The sequence below is a fragment of the Leifsonia sp. ZF2019 genome, assembly GCF_019924635.1.
Taxonomy (GTDB): domain Bacteria; phylum Actinomycetota; class Actinomycetes; order Actinomycetales; family Microbacteriaceae; genus Leifsonia.
Genome location: NZ_CP065037.1, coordinates 2,154,507 through 2,171,355 on the forward strand (window position 1 = coordinate 2,154,507; position 16,849 = coordinate 2,171,355).

The window sequence follows — 16,849 nt, forward strand, 5'->3', positions numbered from 1 at the left end:
GCAACCGGGGGCGGTCCGTCGCGTGCGGGCCGCCCCCTCCCACGAACCACCACGATTGGCTTCCATGACCGCGACAGTCAGCACTCCGGCGCCCGGAGCGGCCCCCGGCCCCGTACGCACGACGGCGAAGCGACGATCGGGGGGCGGCCTCGGCCGGTACCTGATCATCCGCGCGCTGCTCATCATCCCCACGATCTTCATCCTCGTCACCGTCGTCTTCTTCTTGATGCGCTCGACGGGCGACCCGATCACGGCCGCGCTCGGCGGCAAGCTGCCGCCCGCCCAGCTGCAGGCGCGCATCCACGAGGCGGGATACGACCGGCCGCTCATCGTCCAGTACTTCGACTACCTGGGCATGATCCTGCGCGGAGACTTCGGCACGACGTTCACGGACAACCAGCCCGTGACGCAGGTGCTCATCACCTACGGCGCCGCGACCCTCGAGCTCGCGTTCTACGCGCTCATCGTCGCCTTCATCGTCGGCATCCCGCTCGGGATGGTCGCGGCCTACTTCCGCGACAAGGGGCAGGACGCGGTGCTGCGGGTCTTCGCGATCATCTGCTACGCCACGCCCGTCTTCTTCGCGGGAATGCTGCTGAAACTCGTCTTCGCCGTCTGGCTGAACTGGCTGCCGGTCGCGGGCCGTGCCTCCACCGGCTCGGAGATCGAGATGCAGACGCTCGACACCAAGACCGGCATCTACCTGATCGACTCGATCCAGACCGGGGACCCGGCTGTGGTGGGGGATGTGCTCTCGCACGCGATCCTCCCCGGCATCGCGCTCGGCCTCCTCACCGCAGGGGTCTTCCTCCGGCTCGTGCGCACCAATGTGATCGGGACGCTGTCGACCGATTATGTGGACGCGGCGCGGTCGCGCGGCGTCCGCGAGAGCAGGCTCGTCCGCAAGCACGCCTACCGTCCGGCGCTCATCCCGATCATCACCGTCATCGGCCTGCAGATCGCTCTGCTGCTGGGCGGTGCGATCCTCACCGAGAAGACGTTCGAGTGGAAGGGACTGGGCTTCCAGCTGTTCCACTACCTCTCGGCACGCGACTTCGTCGCCGTGCAGGGGCTCGTCGCGCTCCTCGCGGTGATCGTCGCGCTGACGAACTTCATCGTCGACGTGATCGCGGCGCTCATCGACCCGAGAGTGAGGTACTGACGATGACGCAGCACATCGACACGTCGGCTCGGCCTCGACCAGCCGCCAGGCGCTCCCTCTGGTCCCGCCTTCCCGTCGTCCACCAGCTCCGGCAGAGCGTCGGGCTGCAGCGCGGGATGCTGATCGCGGGTCTCGCCATCACGGGCCTGTTCATCCTCATCGCGATCTTCGCGCCGATCGTCGCCCCGTACGGCTATTCGCAGCTGAGTGGTCCGGGCGGACAGTTCGGCTCGCAGCAGCCGCCGAGCGGCGCGCACATCTGGGGCACCACGGTCGGCGGGTACGACGTGTTCTCCCGCACGATCTGGGGTGCGCAGACGGCACTCCTGGTCATCATCGTCGCGGTGGTCCTGTCGATCTTCGCCGGCGTCGTGCTGGGGCTCGTGTCCGGGTACTTCGGCGGCTGGCTCGACCGGGTGCTCGTCGTCATCTGCGATGCGATCTACGCGTTCCCGTCCCTGCTGCTCGCGATCATCGTCGCCATCGTCGTCAGCGGAGGGCAGTCGAGCCTCTGGGGCGGCATCCTCGCGGCGGCGATCTCGATCACCGTCGTGTTCATCCCGCAGTATTTCCGCGTGATCCGCGCCGAGGCCGTGCGCATCAAGGCGGAGGCGTACGTGGAGTCGGCGAAGGTGGTGGGGGCGAGCAACACCCGCATCATGTTCCGGCACGTGCTGCGCAACTCCACGCGAACTCTGCCGCTGATCTTCACGCTGAACTCCTCCGAGGCGATCCTGACGCTGGCGGGGCTGGGATTCCTCGGCTTCGGCATCGAGCCGACCGCGGCGGCCGAGTGGGGCTACGACCTCAACAAGGCGCTCTCGGACGTGACGAGCGGGATCTGGTGGACCGCGGTGTTCCCCGGTGCGGCGATCGTGCTGGTGGTGCTCGGCATCACCCTCGTCGGCGAGAGCCTCAACGACCTGGCCGACCCGCGTCTGCGCGGGCGGCGCCGGGCCGCTGCGGCGTCGGGCCTGGTCGCGGAGACCTCGGTGATCCCCGGCGGCCCGCTCGAAGCGGGACCGGCGGGGTTGGATGGACTGGAGGGCGGCGAGTCCTTCGACGAGCACGGAATCGAGGTCAAGCCGTGAGCGACGCGAAGACGTTGGACACCGTGGTGCAGATCGACGATCTGTCGGTGACGTTCGCCACCGACGCCGGGGCGGTCAAGGCCGTCGACGATGTGACGCTGAGCGTGGCGCCGGGGGAGGTCCTGGCGATCGTCGGCGAGTCGGGTTCGGGCAAGACGGTCACCGCGAAGACCATCCTCGGGCTGCTGCCCGAGACGGCCACCGCCTCGGGCGCCGTGGTGCTGCGCAGCAAGGACGGCGGGAGCGAGGCGGACATCGTCACGCTGAGCAAGCGCCAGCTGCGCGCGGTGCGCGGCACCGACGTCGCGATGGTCTTCCAGGAGCCGTCGACGGCGCTGAACCCGGTCTACCCGGTGGGCTGGCAGATCGCGGAGGGCCTCCGGGCCCACGGGAAGCTCTCCAGGAAGGAGGCGCGGGCTCGCGCCGTGGAGATCCTCGAGCGGGTGGGGATCCCGGAGCCGGAGAAGCGGGTGAAGTACTACCCGCACCAGTTCTCCGGCGGGCAGAAGCAGCGGATCGTCATCGCGATGGCGCTGGTCCTCAATCCCGGGCTCATCGTCGCCGACGAGCCGACCACCGCGCTCGACGTGACGGTCCAGGCCGAGATCCTCGACCTCCTGCGCCGCTGCCGCGACGAGTTCGGCGCCGCGATCGTGCTCATCACCCACAACATGGGCGTCGTCGCCGACCTCGCCGACCGGGTGGCGGTCATGTACCAGGGCAGACTGGTCGAGCAGGCGGATGTGCGGACGCTGTTCGCCTCGCCGCAGGCCGACTACACCAAGAAGCTGCTGGCGGCCGTTCCCAAGATCGGGCAGGGGACGGTGCAGACCCGCGAGCGCGCCGCAGCGCGGCAGTCGGCGGCCGACCACGCCCCCGTCGTCGCGGCCCGAGACCTGCGCATCCAGTACCCCGGCCGGTTGGGACGCCCCGGCTTCGTGGCGGTCGACGGCGTCGATTTCGAGATCCGGCCGCGGGAGGTGCTCGGCCTGGTGGGCGAGTCCGGTTCGGGCAAGACGACCATCGGCCGTGCGATCGCCGGGCTGAACCGGGTGACGGGCGGTTCGCTGAACGTGCTCGGGATCGAGATGAACGGCGTCCGGGAGAGGGAGTTCCGCCCCGTGCGGAGCGAGATCGGGTTCGTGTTCCAGGACCCGGCATCGAGCTTCAACCCGCTGCTCACCATCGCCGACTGCGTCGCCGAGCCGCTCGTGGTGCACGGTCGTGCCGATTCGCCCGCCGACGCCCGGGTCCGCGTGGACGAACTGCTCGAGGCCGTTCAGCTGCCCCGCAGCTACGGCGACCGGTTCCCGCACGAGCTCTCGGGAGGTCAGCGACAGCGAGCGAGCCTCGCCCGAGCGCTCGCGCTCGAGCCGTCGCTCCTGATCGCGGATGAGCCGACGTCCGCGCTCGACGTCTCCGTGCAGGCGCGTGTGCTGGAGCTCTTCGCCGAGCTGCAGCGCGAGTTCGGCTTCGCCTCGCTGTTCATCAGCCACGACCTGGCCGTCGTCGACCTGCTGGCGGACCGGATCGCGGTGCTGCACCACGGCAGGCTGGTGGAGGAGGGCACCGGTGAGCAGGTGCTGGTCGACCCGCAGGAGCCGTACACACAGCGGCTGCTCGCGTCTCTCCCGGTGCCGGATCCGGTGGAACAGGCCGAGCGGCGCGAGGCGCTCCGCGCCCTGAGGGAGCAGAGCGCCTAGGGTCGTCATGTGAGTTCCGATCCCGCCATCGTCGTCAGCGACCTGTCCGTCGAATACCCTGCGCGGGGCGTCAGCCCGTCGTGCGTCGCCCTGCGCGGGGTGAGCTTCCGGCTGGAGACGGGGAAGATCCTCGGTGTGCTCGGCGAGACCGGGTCGGGCAAGAGCACGCTGGCGGAGGTGCTCGCCGGGCACGTGCTGCCGCCCCGGTCGGCCGACCCCGGCCCACGGATCAGCGGGGGTCAGGCGACGGTTCTCGGGCACCAGCTCCGCAAGGCGCGCCGGCGCGATCTCGCCGAGGTGACCTTCCACGTCGGGTACCTGCCGCAGGACGCGGCGAGCACCCTGGAGCCGTCGCTGACGGTGCAAGACAACGTGACGCTGCCGATTTTCGAGCGCGACCAGCACTATTCGCGCCGAGCCGCGGGAGCGCGGGCGGCCACCATCCTGGACACCGTGCACCTGCCGCTGAGCGTGCTGACGAAGTACCCGTACGAGCTCAGCTCCGGTCAGCGGCAGCGCGTGGCGCTGGCCCGGGCGCTCGTGCTCGGACCGAGCGTGCTCGTCGCCGACGAGCCGACAGCCGGGATCGACGCGACCGTCCGCGATGCGGTGATCGACCTCCTGGCTCAGCTGCGGGGGCACGACGACTTCTCGGCCGTGATCGTGAGCCACGATCCTTCGGTGCTGCGGCGTGCCACCGACGCGTGCCTGGTGTTGCAGGCCGGCCGCACCGTCGGATACGGCCCCATCGAGGACGTGCTCGCCGACCCGACGCACCCGTTCGTCGCCGGGCTGGCGAAGGCGCTGGGCACCTCCTCCCGTCGCACCGAGCGCCGACCGCAGCGCGCCGCCGAGTGAGGATCGCCGAGTGAACAGGGAGCACCCCATGTCGTCGTCCACCGCATCCGGTGCGGGCCAGCATCGCGCCGTCCTCGCCGGAGAAGTCCGGCCGCTTCCGGCCGATCGACGGCCCGAGCCGGGCCCGATCGCCATCCTGCCCCGCGCCGAGCAGACCTTCGTCGACGCGGTCCGGGCAGGGGGAGGGACGGTCGAGCCCCTCTCGGAAAGCACCCGAGGGCTCGTGTGGCTGGACTACAGGGACCCGGACGGCTTCGCCGCGGCCATGGACGCGCACCCGTCGATCACCTGGGTCCAGCTGCCGTTCGCGGGCGTCGACGCGTTCTCCCCGACGATCGCGGCGCACGCGCGTCCCGGTCTCGTGTGGACGAGCGCCAAGGGCGCCTACGCGCAGCCGGTCGCGGAGCACGCCCTCACCCTCACCCTCTCGCTGCTGCGGGTCATCCCGAAGCGGGTGCGCGCCCGCAGCTGGGCGACAGAGCCCGAAGGTCGTTCCCTGTACGGGATGGACGTCGTGCTCATCGGAGCAGGCGGCATCGCGCTCGAGCTGATGCGGCTGCTGGAGCCGTTCGGCACACGCATCACGGTGGTGCGGCGCTCGGCAGAGCCGGTCCCGGGGGCCGCGCGGACGCTCACGACCGACCGTCTGGCGGAGGCGCTGCCGACGGCCGACATCGTCGTGGTCGCGGCTGCGCTCACCGGCGGCACACGGGAGCTGATCGGTGCGCCGGAGGTCGCGGCCATGAAGCCGACCGCCCTCCTCGTCAACATCGCCCGTGGCGGACTCGTCGACACGGACGCGCTGCTCGCCGCCCTCCGGGACGGCGGGATCGCCGGCGCCGGCCTCGACGTGACCGACCCGGAGCCGCTCCCGGACGGTCATCCGCTCTGGGACGAGCCGAGCTGTCTCATCACCCCGCACCAGGCGGACACCCCGGAGATGGTGGCGCCGTTGCTCGCCGAGCGCGTGCGACTCAACGTGTCGGCCTTCCTCGGCGACGGCCGGTTCGTCGGTCTGGTGGACCCCGAAGCGGGCTACTGAGCGCGCCCCGGCGCGACGCGCGCGAGATGCAGTGCCGATTTCATAACCCGGTCGAATCCTTGCTAGAGTAGCTTCGCTGAACAAGCATTCCTCGATAGCTCAATTGGCAGAGCAGCCGGCTGTTAACCGGCAGGTTCTTGGTTCGAGTCCAAGTCGGGGAGCCACCGGATCCCGGTCGATGAGCCCAATGCGTCAGAGCACAGGGCGAGTCGACCGGGATCTTTTTTCATGCCCGATGCGGAATACATCCGTCGTTCATGCGCCCGGTCTCCCTTCGAGCCACGAATGATGATGACCGCGTGCCGGGATGAGCGCGGCGCGAAGGCGACGTCGAGCACGATCCGCGCGCCGACTGTGCGCGAACCGCGTACTCCCGGGGGAGTAGCCGGGAGTATCCGCATCACGCCCCCGGGCGCACGTCGGCGTTGCGGCGCGTGATTAGCATGGGGAGATGGCCTGGTCCTCCCGCATCGATCCGCTCGCGGGTGGGCGCGTGCCCGGCTGGGCGGCGCCGGAGCGACCCCGCGGATCGCGCTGGTTCCCGGTCGTCGTCGCGGCGCTGATCCAGGTGCCGGGCGTGCTGATCGCACTCGGTGACAGCGCGGCGCACCCCCTTACGGCGGCAGCGGTCGCCGTGGCGTTCCTTTCCTCCGCGCTCCTGGCGTTCGGTCGCGCGCATCCCGGCTCCGTGCTGGTCGCCGTGGCCGTGCTCTGCGCTCCCGCGATCGCGCTCACGGCGGGGCCGCCGTTCGCCGCCGTCCCGCTCGCGTTCGCCGTCATCGGAGCCGTGGTCCGGGGCGCCCGGGTCTGGGCGTGGTGGACGCTCGCCGGCTTCGCCGTCGCGGCTCCTCTCGCTGCGTTCCTCCTCACCGAGCGGCCCACGGCGATGATCCGTCCGCTGATCCTGGCGCTCATCCTCTGCCTGCTCGTCGGCGTCGGGGAGGCGGTGCGCAACCGGCGCGAGCGGTATCGGGAGATCTCCCGGGCGATCGCGGCGCGACGCGAGGCCGCGGCGGAGGCGGAGCGGCTGCGGATCGCGCGCGAGCTCCACGACGTCCTCGCGCACTCGCTGTCACAGATCAGCGTGCAGGCCGGTGTCGGTCTGCACCTCTTCGACTCCCGGCCCGACAAGGCGCGCGAGAGCCTGGAAGCCATCAAGACGACCAGCGGTCAGGCGCTCGAGGAGGTGCGCGGCGTCCTCGGCTTCCTCCGTTCGGACGGCTACGCCGAGCGCAGTCCCGAGCCGGACCTGTCCCGCATCCCCGTGTTGGTCGAGACGTATCGGCGCGCGGGGCTCGACGTGACGTTCGAGAACGCGCTGGGGGAGGGCGCGTCCGCCGCGACCGGGCACGCCCTGTACCGGATCGCGCAGGAGTCCCTCACCAACGCCGGCAGGCACGCGCAGGCGCACACCGTCCGCATCCGCCTCGCCGAGGAGGGTGGCTGGTACGTGCTCACCATCGCCGACGACGGCCGCAATCGTGCGGGCGAACCGCTCATCGAGGGCAAGGGGATGCTCGGGATGCGCGAGCGCGCAGAGCTCCTCGGCGGCCGCTTCGCCACGCGGGAGACGCCCGGCGGCGGCCTGACCGTCGAGGCGCGTCTTCCCGCCCGTCCGGCGGAGGCCGCGTGATCCGCGTGCTCCTGGCGGACGACCAGCATCTCGTCCGCGCCGGGTTCCGGGCGCTCCTCGAGGCCGAGGACGGCATCGAGGTCGTGGGCGAGGCTCCGACCGGGCGTGAGACCGTCGCCGCGGTGCGACGGACCCGCCCGGACATCGTCCTCATGGACATCCGCATGCCCGACGGCGACGGGCTGTGGGCGACCGCGGAGATCGTGGCCGACCCGGCGCTCGCGGGGACCCGCGTCGTGGTCGTCACGACCTTCGAGCTCGACGAGTACGTCGCGCAGGCCATCCTGGCGGGCGCGAGCGGATTCCTCGTGAAGGACACCGAGCCGGTCGAGCTGCTGCGCGCGATCCGCGTCGTCGCCGAGGGGGACGCCCCGCTGTCGCCCGGCGCGACCCGCCGGCTGATCGCCCGGGTCGCGGGCGGCCTCGGCCCGGCTCCCGACCTGGAGCGCCTCTCGGCGCTCACCGATCGGGAGCGGGAGGTCCTCGCCCTCGTCGGCCACGGCCTCACCAACGCGGAGATCGCCGAGCGGCTCTATCTGAGCCCGTTGACGGCGAAGACCCACGTGTCGCGCATCATCGCCAAGCTGGGCGCCCGCGACCGCGTGCACCTCGTGGTGCTCGCCTACGAGACTGGACTCGTCCGCCCCGGGCGGAGCTGACCGACTCGGCCGTGCACCCGGGGGAGTAGGCCAGGTCACTCCCGACGGCGGATTCGCGGCGGGGGCCCCGGACGGAGGCTGGATGCATCGTCCGCGAGAGCCGCGGACGGACATCGACCGATTGGACGCACCATGTTCAGCTCCTCCGTCGCGACGGCACTCGCCGCCGCCCCCTGCACCGTCTGGGCCGGACCCGTGTTCGGCTGGTGGTGGATCTTCATCCCGATCTTCTGGGTAGCGGTCTTCGTGCTCCTCTTCGGGCTCGCCGGTCGCCGCTGGCGTCGGGCGGCCGCGATGCGCGGCGGGTACGGCCCGGGCGGGTTCGGCCCCGGCGCGGGCTGGGGTCCGCATTCGGCCACCCGCTCGGCGGAGCAGACGCTCGCGCAGCGCTACGCCAACGGCGATATCGACGAGGCCGAGTACCGCGCCCGGCTCGAAGTGCTGCGGGCGAACCGCACGGACGGCGCCTGAGCGCTTCGGCCCCACCCCTCGCGCAGCCCGGGATAGGATCGTCCGGGCCGCGCGAGGCGGCCGAGGAGGAGACACCGTGATGACCCCGCTCGCCCTGACCGTCGGCGCCGTGCTGCTCGCCGCCGCCGCCGCGGCGTTCCTCGCGCTGTGGCTCCTGGAGCTCCGCAGGCACCGGCGGCTGCGCGGCTCCCGCGAGGAGTCGGAGTGGGACCGCATCGACCGCGAGCTCGAGCTCGCCGAACAGGCCGGTCGGTTCCGCATCGCCGGCGAGCTCGGCGACATCGCGGTCCAGACGGTCAATCGGCTGGTCGCCCACGCGGAGGGCATCCGCTACGCCGCCACCACCGACCCGGAGGCGGCGGCGCGCGCCACACCTGCGCTGGAGACGACCGCGCGCGAGGCGCTCGGCGATCTGCGCCGCCTGCAGAACGTCGTCCGCGAAGGCCAGGACGCCGCGCAACCGCAGCCGCGCCTCCACTCGGCCCGCGACCTCTTCCGTGTCATGCGCGACGCCGGGATCGAGGTCGCGTTCACCGAGACCGGCGAATCCTTCGCGCTCCGGCAGGGAGCCGAGCTCGCGGTCTTCCGCATCCTCCAGACCGCCCTCGAGAACGCTCTCACCCACGGCGGCTCCGGCACGCGGGTGACCGTGGCGTTCAGCTGGACGCAGGACGGCCTCCAGGTCAGCGTCGATGACGACGGCATCCGCGCCGCGGCACGCCGCCAGGGCCTCGACCGCGAGGGCGTCGACCAGGCCACCACGTACACGATCGAAGAGGACCTGCGCGCCGTCACCGAGTACATCGACGGTGTGCGCCTCAACGAGCTCCGCGACCGGGCGGCGCTGTTCGGCGGCGTCCTCACCGCCAAGACGGTCCCCGGCGTCGGATTCTCGCTCTCGGTCGTGTTCCCCGCACTGCGGCACCACAACGGAGTGCACGGAGTGGAGCTGCGCCGCTAGCCTGCGGCAGCTCGCTCAGTCCTCCAGGTGGTCGCGCCCGGGCAGCCAGCTCAGACCGGGGACGCCCCAGCTGTTCTTGCGCTGCGCCTTCAGCGCGGCCTTGGCGTAGGGGTGCGCGAGGCGGTCGACATAGAGCACACCGTCGAGGTGGTCGTACTCGTGCTGGAAGATGCGGGCCAGCCAGCCGTCCGCCTCGATCTCGAAAGGCTCGCCCTCGAGGTCGACCGCGCGGAGCACGACGCGCTGAGCCCGGCGGAGCGGGAACCGCTCACCCGGGAACGACAGGCAGCCCTCCGACTCCTCGTCCTCGTCGAGCTCGCCGGTCGCGAGCGGGCTCTGCCACAGCTCGGGATTGATGGCCACGCCGCGGTGGAGGACGTCGTCGTCGTCCGTCCAGCCGAAGACGAAAAGCCGCAGAGCCACGCCGACCTGGGGGCCGGCGAGACCGACACCGGGCGCTTCGTCCATCGTCTCGAACATGTCCGCCACGAGCCGGCGCAGGTCGTCGTCGAAGTCGACCACGGGCGAAGCGGGGGAGTGCAGGACGGGGTCTCCGGTGATCCGGATGGGGAGGACGGCCATTCGGCAAGACTATCGGCTGCATGTCGGTTAGGGTCGTGGGGTGGGTACGGAACTGATGGACGCGCTCGAGCTGTCGTATCAGCCGAGTCAGCTCCTCGGCATCCCCATCGCGCTCGTGGGCGCCTGCTTCCTCTCGATCGGCGCGCAGCTGCAGCACCACGGCGTCGCCAAGGTGGAGGCGCAGACGACCGAGGCGTCGTCCGGCCTGAACCTCCGTCAGCTCGGGCTGCTGCTCGCCCGGCCGTCCTGGGTCATCGGGACGCTGCTGCTAGGGCTCGCGATCGTCTTCCAGCTCGTCAGCCTCAAGCTCTCGCCGATCATCCTCGTGCAGCCGCTCGGCGTGGTCGGGCTCGTGATCACCAGCATCCTGAACGCGCGCGTGAGCGGCGTGCGGCTCAACCGGCGGTCGATCGTGGCCGTGAGTCTCTGCGTCGGCGGCGTGGGCGCCTTCGTGCTGATCGCCGCGGTGTTCGCCCGCGACGTGCCGGTGACGAGCCGCTCGCTGATCGTCATCCTCATCATCCTCGCCGTCGTCCTGCTCGTGTTCGGGGGACTCTTCCTGTTCCTGCGCCACCGGTTCAAGGCGATCATGTACATCGTCGGCGCCGGCGTGCTCTACGGCTTCGTCGCGACGCTCGCGAAGGTCGTGATCGACCGCGTCTCGAACAACGAGTGGGACTGGCTCCTCGTCGGCGCCATCGTCGCGCTGCTCGCGGCGGCGGGACTCGGCGCCTACTTCGTGCAGAACGCGTACTCCTCCGGGCCGCCGGACCTCGTCATCGCCGGGCTCACCGTCATCGACCCGCTGGTCGCCGTGACCATCGGCATCGTCGTCCTCGACGAGGCGGCCGGCGCGCCGTGGTGGGCGATGCTCGGCTTCGCGCTGACCGGCGCGGTCGCGATGTACGGCGTGTTCCAACTCGCGAAGCACCACCCCCAAGCCGCACCGGAGGCGCCGATCGCCGCGCGCGTCGCGGAGGACTCCGGGAAATCCGGCCTAGACTAGGCCGGTGAATCGGCCGGGACGGACCACCGCCCGGCGAGCCGAAACCGTCGCCGGGCCATCGACCCGGCCCACGACAGTAGGGACCATCCACGTGCCAGATCCGAGCGGAACGACAAGTACCCCGCCCGCCCCGGCTCGCAAGCCACTGACCATCCTGATGGGCTGCGACACCTTCCCGCCCGACGTGAACGGCGCCGCGCGCTTCGCCGAACGCCTCGCCGCCGGTCTCGTCGAGCGCGGCCACGACCTGCACATCATCGCCCCCGCCGCCAGCCGCACGCACGGCACCTGGGTGGAGGAGCACGAGGGCCAGAAGATGACCGCGCATCGGCTCCGCAGCTGGCGTTGGTACCCGCACGACTGGCTGCGCTTCGCCCTGCCCTGGATGAGTAAGGCCAACGCGCGCCGCGTGCTCGACGAGGTGCAGCCCGACGTGGTCCACTTCCAGTCGCACATCGTGGTCGGCCGCGGTCTCGCCTACGAGGCGCAGAAGCGCGGCATCCGCATCGTCGCGACGAACCACGTCATGCCCGAGAACATCATGGAGTTCACGGTCATCCCGAAGTTCCTCCAGAAGGCCCTCATCGCCGTGGAGTGGCGGGATGCCCGCAAGAGCTTCGACCGAGCGGAGGCCGTGACCACCCCGACGCGCAAGGCCGCGGACTTCCTCGAGAAGGCCACCGGCCTCCGCGGCGTCCACGCGATCTCGTGCGGCATCGACGCACAGAACTACACGCCCGACTTCACCCCGCGGACCGCCAACCGCATCCTGTTCGTCGGACGCGTGACGGGAGAGAAGCACATCGACGTGCTGCTCAACGCGGTCAAGCTGCTGCCCGCGTCCCTCGACGCCCAGCTGGAGATCGTCGGCGGCGGCGATCAGCTCAAGAACCTCCAGGCGCTCGCGCAGAGCCTCGGCATCGCCGACCGGGTGAACTTCCTCGGCTACGTCACGGACGAAGAGCTCCGCGCCGCGTACACCCGCGCCACCGTCTTCGCCATGCCGTCGATCGCCGAGCTGCAGTCGATCGCCACCATGGAGGCCATGGCCTCCGCGCTCCCCGTCGTCGCCGCCGACGCCATGGCGCTGCCGCACCTCGTGCACGACGGCGAGAACGGGCACCTCTTCCGCCCCGGCGACGCGCAGGATCTCGCGGACAAGCTCGAGAGAGTGCTGACGCTGCCGCAGGCCGAGCTCGACGTGCTCAAGAACGCCTCCCTCCGGATCGTCGCCTCGCACGACATCCAGCGCACGATCTCGACATTCGAGAGCCTGTATCGTGGGGAGCCGGTGGCGGACCCGGTGACGGACGCGGCCGACAGCGTGCCCGCCCCGGAGTGACGGGACGCGCACACGACCGGGGCGGTAGCTCAGCTGGTTAGAGCATCGGACTCATAATCCGCCGGTCACGGGTTCAAGTCCCGTCCGCCCTACTGGAGCCCTCGCCCGCGTGGAAGTACGCCCCGGGCGTCGTGCCCGAGACGCGGTGGAACGCTGCGATGAAGGCGCTCGGGGTGCTGTAGCCGACGCGGTACGCCACGCGGGAGACCGGCTCGCCCTCGGCGAGGAGCGCGACCGACGCCTGGATGCGCGCGTGCGTCCGCCAGGTGCCGAAGCTCATGCCGGTCTCCGACTGGAACAGGCGGAGCAGTGTGCGCGAGCTGGCGCCCACGTCGCGTCCGAACTCGTCCAGACTGCGGGCGTCCGCCGGGTCGTCGAGGAGGAGACGGGCGACGTCGCGGGCACGGGGATCAGCAGGGACGGGCACCGCGATCGCGCGCCGCCCCACGGGCTCCAGCGTGTCGAGGAGGACGCGCTCGGCGCGTTGGCGCTCCTCGGCGCCGAGATCGCGGGCGAGGTAGGAGACCAGCTGGCGGCTGAGCGGGCCCATCTGCAGGACGGTCGGCTCGGTCCAGTCGACCGGAGTGCGTGCGGGGTCGAAGTAGAGGCCCTCCATCACCGACTCGCGCACGGCCAGCGGGGCATGGACGATGCCCGCGGGCATCCACAGTCCGAGTGTGGTCGGCAGCACCCAGTAGCGGGCGCCGACCTCGACGGTCAGGACGCCCGCGGACGCCCAGATCAGCTGGTGGTCGTCGTGGGCGTGAGCGTCGAATCCCTCGCCGCGGTCGAGCGGGAAGCGGTGCAGCACGATGACGTCGGCGCCCACGGCCCTCCTCTCGACGGTTAGCTTCGTTCCACGCGCTGCGACGCAGGCCTTGGCGAACGAGCGACATCGATTGTCAGCATAGCGCTCAGCCGTCATGCGTCGCCGCCGTAGGTTCGAGGACGTGCCCCGAACGACTCCCCGCCCCGCACCGGCCACGGGCGGTGCCGTCCTGCGGCGCGCTCTGCTCGACCGGTGGAGCGGGCTCGCGCGCGCGTCGGTGCTGTTCAGCGGCCACCAGGTGGGAGAGGCGCTCGTGCCCGTGGTGATCGGGGCGACGGTCAGCTCGGCGATCGCGGAAGGTGGGCCGGAGGTCCTCGTGCTCTGGCTCGCGGTGCTGGGCGCCGACTTCGCGGTGCTCTCGCTCTCCTACCGGTTCGGGGCCCGGGCGAGCGCCCGCGCCGAACAGCTCGCCGCGCACGGCGTTCGGATGCGGGTCGTCGATGCCGTCGTACGCGAGCAGCAGGCTCGCGGCCGCGCGTGGACGCCGGGCGAGCTGCTCGTCCGCGCATCGAGTGACGCCGACCGTGTGGGAGCGTTCGCCGGAACGGTCGCGTCGGCGTCGGCCGCGCTCGTCGCGCTGGTGGTCGCGGTCGTCGCCCTGCTGCTGGCGTCGCCGCTGCTCGGCGCCGTCATCATGGTGGGGACCGTCGCCGTGCTGCTGGTCAATGCCGCCATCGCACGCGGGGTCGCCCGGCGCAGCGCCGCGGAGCAGGAGGCCGCGGGCGATGCGGCCGGGCTCGCGGAAGACCTCGTGCGGGGCCTGCGCGTCCTGGCGGGACTCAGTGCGGGGGCGGCGGCGGTCCGTCGTTTCCGGACGGCGAGCGGGCGGGCGACCAGGCAGGCCGCGCGCGCCGTCGACGCACAAGCCGTCCGCAGCGGTGCAACGACCGCGACGACGGGCGCCTACCTGCTTCTCGTCGTCGGGGTGGGAGGCTGGCTCGCCCTCGCCGGTGTGCTTCCGCTCGGCGGGCTCGTCGCGGCATTGGGGCTCGCCCGGTTCCTGGCGGGGCCGCTGCAGACTCTCGCGGCGCTGCCCGCGGCTGCGGCGCGCGCCCACGCCTCGGCGGTGCGCGTCGCCGAGCTCCCGCTGCCTGCCCGCGACGTCGCGGACAGAGGGGGATCTGCGCGAGGTGCTCTCACGCCCGAGGCGGCTCCACCGGTGTTCGATGCGGTCGGCCGCTTCGGGACCTTGCGGGCCGAGCCGGGAACGATGGTCGGTGTCGCGGGGCTCGACGGACGCGGCGCCCGCGCGCTTCTCGCCACCCTGGCCGCCCGCGAAGGCGTGCTCCGTTTCGACGGCGCGGTGCCCGACGCGCGTGCGCGCGCATCCCTCCTGCTGATCGCGCCGCATGAGAGCCACCTCTTCGCGGGGACGCCGGAGGAGAACATCGCAGCCGGACGTGCGCGCGCCACGGAGCCGGCCGCTCGCGCCGCCTTCGCCGATGAGATCGCCGCGCGCGAGGTGGGGGAGGCCGGGATCCGCCTCTCGGGAGGCCAGCGACAGCGGATCGCCCTCGCCCGCGCTCTCGCCGCAGACGCCCCCGTCCTGGTGCTGCACGACCCGACGACCGCGATCGACGCCGTGACGGAGGACGTCATCGCGGAGCGCGTCCGCGCTCTGCGGGCGGGACGCACGACGATCGTGCTCACCTCCTCACCCGCCGTGCTGAGCCGATGCGATGTCGTGGTCGAGTTCGCCCCCGAGGTGGCGCGATGAGCGCTCCAGCGCGGCCGCCGGGTCGACAGGAGGAGGAGCGGAATGTGCTCCCGGTCGCCCGCGGCCGGACGATCCGCGCGGTACTCCGTCGTTCTCTCCGCGGGGCCTGGGCCGCCCTGCTGGCAGGCGCGGCCCTGCTCGTCGTGGGCGCCGGAGCCGGGCTCGGCGTCCCCGCCGCGATCGGCTGGATCGCGCAACTGGTCACGGAGCGCGCCGTCGCCTCGGCGTTGTTCCCGCCGCTCGCCCTGCTCGCGGGGTGCGCGGTGGTCGGAGGGGCCGCGGCCGCGGGGGCGGGCGTGCTGCTCGGCCGGGCAGTTCTGCCCGCGCTCGGCCGGATCCGCGAGGAGGTGGTCGACGCCGCCGTGCGGCTGCCCGTCGACATCGCGGAGTCGTCGTCCGGGGATCTCGTCGCGCGGGTGACCGACGATGTGGAGCAGGTGGCGGAGGTCGCGCAGGGAGCGTTCGCCCGCCTGCTCGGCGCGGCGATAACGATCCTCGTGACCCTCGTCGGGCTCGCGGGACTCGACTATCGGTTCGCGCTGGCGGCGCTCGTGGCCGTTCCCGTGCAGGCCTGGACCCTGCGCTGGTACCTGCGCAGCTCGACACGGACATATGCGCGGAGCCGGCGTGCCGTCGGCACCCGAGCGGCGACACTGCTGGAGACGTTCGCAGCCCTCCCGACCGTCCGGGCGTACGACCTCGGGGCGGATCGATCGCTGCGTGCCCGCGCCGCCTCGGAGCAGGCGGTCGCTGCCGAGCTCGACGCGACCCGGACGATGACGCGCTTCTACGGGCGGCTCAACCTCGCGGAGCTCCTCGGGCTCGGCGCGATCCTGGTCGTCGCGTTCGTCCTCGTCCGCGCCGGCGGGGCCGACGTGGGCCAGGCGACGGCGGCCGCGCTCTTCTTCGCGGCCCTCTTCGACCCGGTCAACGTCGCACTCGGGACGGCTGACGACGTGCAGCGTGCGGGTGCCGGGCTGGGGAGGCTCGCCGGTGTGATCGATGCGGCGTCGGCCCCGGCGCCGCGGGAGCCGGCCCCGCGCGGGCGCGACATCGTCGTGCGAGGCGCCGTCTTCGGCTATGACGGGACCCCCGTGCTGCACGAGCTCGATCTGCGCATCCCGGCGGGTCAGCGGGTCGCGATCGTCGGCACGACGGGAAGCGGCAAGAGCACCCTGGCCTCGCTCATCGCCGGCGTCCGTCGCCCCGATGCCGGAACGGTGCTGATCGGCGGAACACCGATCGCCGACGTCGACGCGGCGGTCCGGTCGTCCGTGGTCGCTCTCGTCGCACAGGAGCCGCACGTCTTCGCCGGATCGATCGCCGACGGGCTGCGGCTCGGGGCCGACGGCGCGGGGGAGGGGCGGGTGCGCCGCGCGCTCGTCGCCGCGGGCGCGGCGGAGTGGGTCGACCTGCTGCCGGACGGGATGGACACCCGGGTGGGGGCGGGCGGGCTCGCGCTCGCACCGCACCATGCGCAGCACCTGGCACTGGCGCGCGTGCTCCTGATGAACCCCGGCGTCGTCGTGCTCGATGAGGCGACCGCGGAGGCGGGGAGCGATTCGGCGCGAACGCTCGACGCGGCCGCGCGCCGCGTCGTTGCGGGCCGCACGGCCGTGATCGTCGCCCATCGCCTCGACCACGCCAGGGAAGCCGACCGCGTCGTGGTCCTGGAGGGCGGACGCATCGTCGAGGACGGCGCCCCGCAGCGGCTCATCGCCGCCGGCGGAGCCTTCGCACGGCTCGTCGCGGTGGCGGATGCGCGACACGAGATGTCCGATCGCCGGTAAGCC

Annotated in this window: 15 protein-coding genes and 2 tRNA genes; 15 read left to right on the top strand and 2 right to left on the bottom strand. The window is 72.1% G+C overall.

What is annotated here, in order from left to right:
- The first annotated feature begins 64 nt into the window (after nt 1-64).
- From IT072_RS10580 to IT072_RS10625, 10 genes are all read left to right on the top strand, one after another.
- Nucleotides 65-1,162: an ABC transporter permease gene (locus IT072_RS10580; RefSeq protein ID WP_223356259.1), complete on the top strand. Its 1,098-nt coding sequence runs from the start codon at nt 65-67 to the stop codon at nt 1,160-1,162.
- A 2-nt stretch (nt 1,163-1,164) separates the two neighbouring features.
- Nucleotides 1,165-2,253, top strand: a complete 1,089-nt coding sequence (locus IT072_RS10585; RefSeq protein ID WP_223356261.1) for an ABC transporter permease — start codon at nt 1,165-1,167, stop codon at nt 2,251-2,253.
- 14 nt (nt 2,254-2,267) lie between these two features.
- The gene (locus IT072_RS10590; RefSeq protein WP_223360950.1) at nt 2,268-3,956 is read left to right on the top strand and encodes an ABC transporter ATP-binding protein; all 1,689 of its coding nucleotides are present in this window, start codon (nt 2,268-2,270) and stop codon (nt 3,954-3,956) included.
- A gap of 9 nt (nt 3,957-3,965) precedes the next feature.
- The gene (locus IT072_RS10595; RefSeq protein ID WP_223356263.1) at nt 3,966-4,814 is read left to right on the top strand and encodes an ATP-binding cassette domain-containing protein; all 849 of its coding nucleotides are present in this window, start codon (nt 3,966-3,968) and stop codon (nt 4,812-4,814) included.
- A 28-nt stretch (nt 4,815-4,842) separates the two neighbouring features.
- Nucleotides 4,843-5,856: a D-isomer specific 2-hydroxyacid dehydrogenase family protein gene (locus IT072_RS10600; protein ID WP_223356265.1), complete on the top strand. Its 1,014-nt coding sequence runs from the start codon at nt 4,843-4,845 to the stop codon at nt 5,854-5,856.
- Between the two features lie 88 nt (nt 5,857-5,944).
- Nucleotides 5,945-6,020 (top strand) — tRNA-Asn (locus tag IT072_RS10605).
- Nucleotides 6,021-6,307: 287 nt separating this feature from the next.
- Nucleotides 6,308-7,489, top strand: a complete 1,182-nt coding sequence (locus tag IT072_RS10610) for a sensor histidine kinase (protein ID WP_223356267.1) — start codon at nt 6,308-6,310, stop codon at nt 7,487-7,489.
- The gene (locus tag IT072_RS10615; protein WP_223356268.1) at nt 7,486-8,148 is read left to right on the top strand and encodes a response regulator transcription factor; all 663 of its coding nucleotides are present in this window, start codon (nt 7,486-7,488) and stop codon (nt 8,146-8,148) included. Before IT072_RS10610 ends, IT072_RS10615 begins: the two co-directional genes overlap by 4 nt.
- Before the next feature lie 132 nt (nt 8,149-8,280).
- Nucleotides 8,281-8,619 carry an SHOCT domain-containing protein gene (locus IT072_RS10620; protein WP_223356271.1) on the top strand — a complete coding sequence of 113 codons (339 nt, stop codon included), beginning with the start codon at nt 8,281-8,283 and terminating at the stop codon, nt 8,617-8,619.
- A 79-nt stretch (nt 8,620-8,698) separates the two neighbouring features.
- The gene (locus IT072_RS10625; RefSeq protein WP_223356273.1) at nt 8,699-9,580 is read left to right on the top strand and encodes a sensor histidine kinase; all 882 of its coding nucleotides are present in this window, start codon (nt 8,699-8,701) and stop codon (nt 9,578-9,580) included.
- Nucleotides 9,581-9,595: 15 nt separating this feature from the next.
- Here IT072_RS10625 and def read toward each other — a convergent pair whose 3' ends face one another.
- Nucleotides 9,596-10,162 carry a peptide deformylase gene (gene def / locus IT072_RS10630; RefSeq protein WP_223356275.1) on the bottom strand — a complete coding sequence of 189 codons (567 nt, stop codon included), beginning with the start codon at nt 10,160-10,162 and terminating at the stop codon, nt 9,596-9,598.
- Between the two features lie 40 nt (nt 10,163-10,202).
- On the opposite strand from def, the gene IT072_RS10635 reads away from it, so the two are divergent.
- The 3 genes from IT072_RS10635 to IT072_RS10645 all read left to right on the top strand — a co-directional run bounded on the left by IT072_RS10635 (nt 10,203) and on the right by IT072_RS10645 (nt 12,602).
- Complete coding sequence (locus IT072_RS10635) at nt 10,203-11,168, top strand: DMT family transporter (RefSeq protein WP_223356277.1); 966 nt, start codon at nt 10,203-10,205, stop codon at nt 11,166-11,168.
- A 91-nt stretch (nt 11,169-11,259) separates the two neighbouring features.
- On the top strand, nt 11,260-12,510 hold the full coding sequence (locus IT072_RS10640; protein ID WP_442786756.1) for a glycosyltransferase: 1,251 nt from the start codon (nt 11,260-11,262) through the stop codon (nt 12,508-12,510).
- Nucleotides 12,511-12,528: 18 nt separating this feature from the next.
- Nucleotides 12,529-12,602: transfer RNA gene (locus tag IT072_RS10645), tRNA-Ile, on the top strand.
- On the opposite strand, the gene IT072_RS10650 is transcribed toward IT072_RS10645, so the two are convergent.
- Nucleotides 12,584-13,339 carry a helix-turn-helix domain-containing protein gene (locus IT072_RS10650; protein ID WP_223356279.1) on the bottom strand — a complete coding sequence of 252 codons (756 nt, stop codon included), beginning with the start codon at nt 13,337-13,339 and terminating at the stop codon, nt 12,584-12,586. The genes IT072_RS10645 and IT072_RS10650 overlap by 19 nt on opposite strands.
- 121 nt (nt 13,340-13,460) lie before the next feature.
- Between IT072_RS10650 and IT072_RS10655 the strand changes: the two genes are divergently transcribed.
- The gene (locus tag IT072_RS10655) at nt 13,461-15,056 is read left to right on the top strand and encodes an ABC transporter transmembrane domain-containing protein (protein WP_223356281.1); all 1,596 of its coding nucleotides are present in this window, start codon (nt 13,461-13,463) and stop codon (nt 15,054-15,056) included.
- Nucleotides 15,053-16,846, top strand: coding sequence for an ABC transporter ATP-binding protein (locus tag IT072_RS10660; RefSeq protein WP_223356283.1), 1,794 nt, complete (start codon nt 15,053-15,055; stop codon nt 16,844-16,846). The genes IT072_RS10655 and IT072_RS10660 overlap by 4 nt, the downstream gene beginning before the upstream one ends.
- Nucleotides 16,847-16,849: the final 3 nt, after the last annotated feature.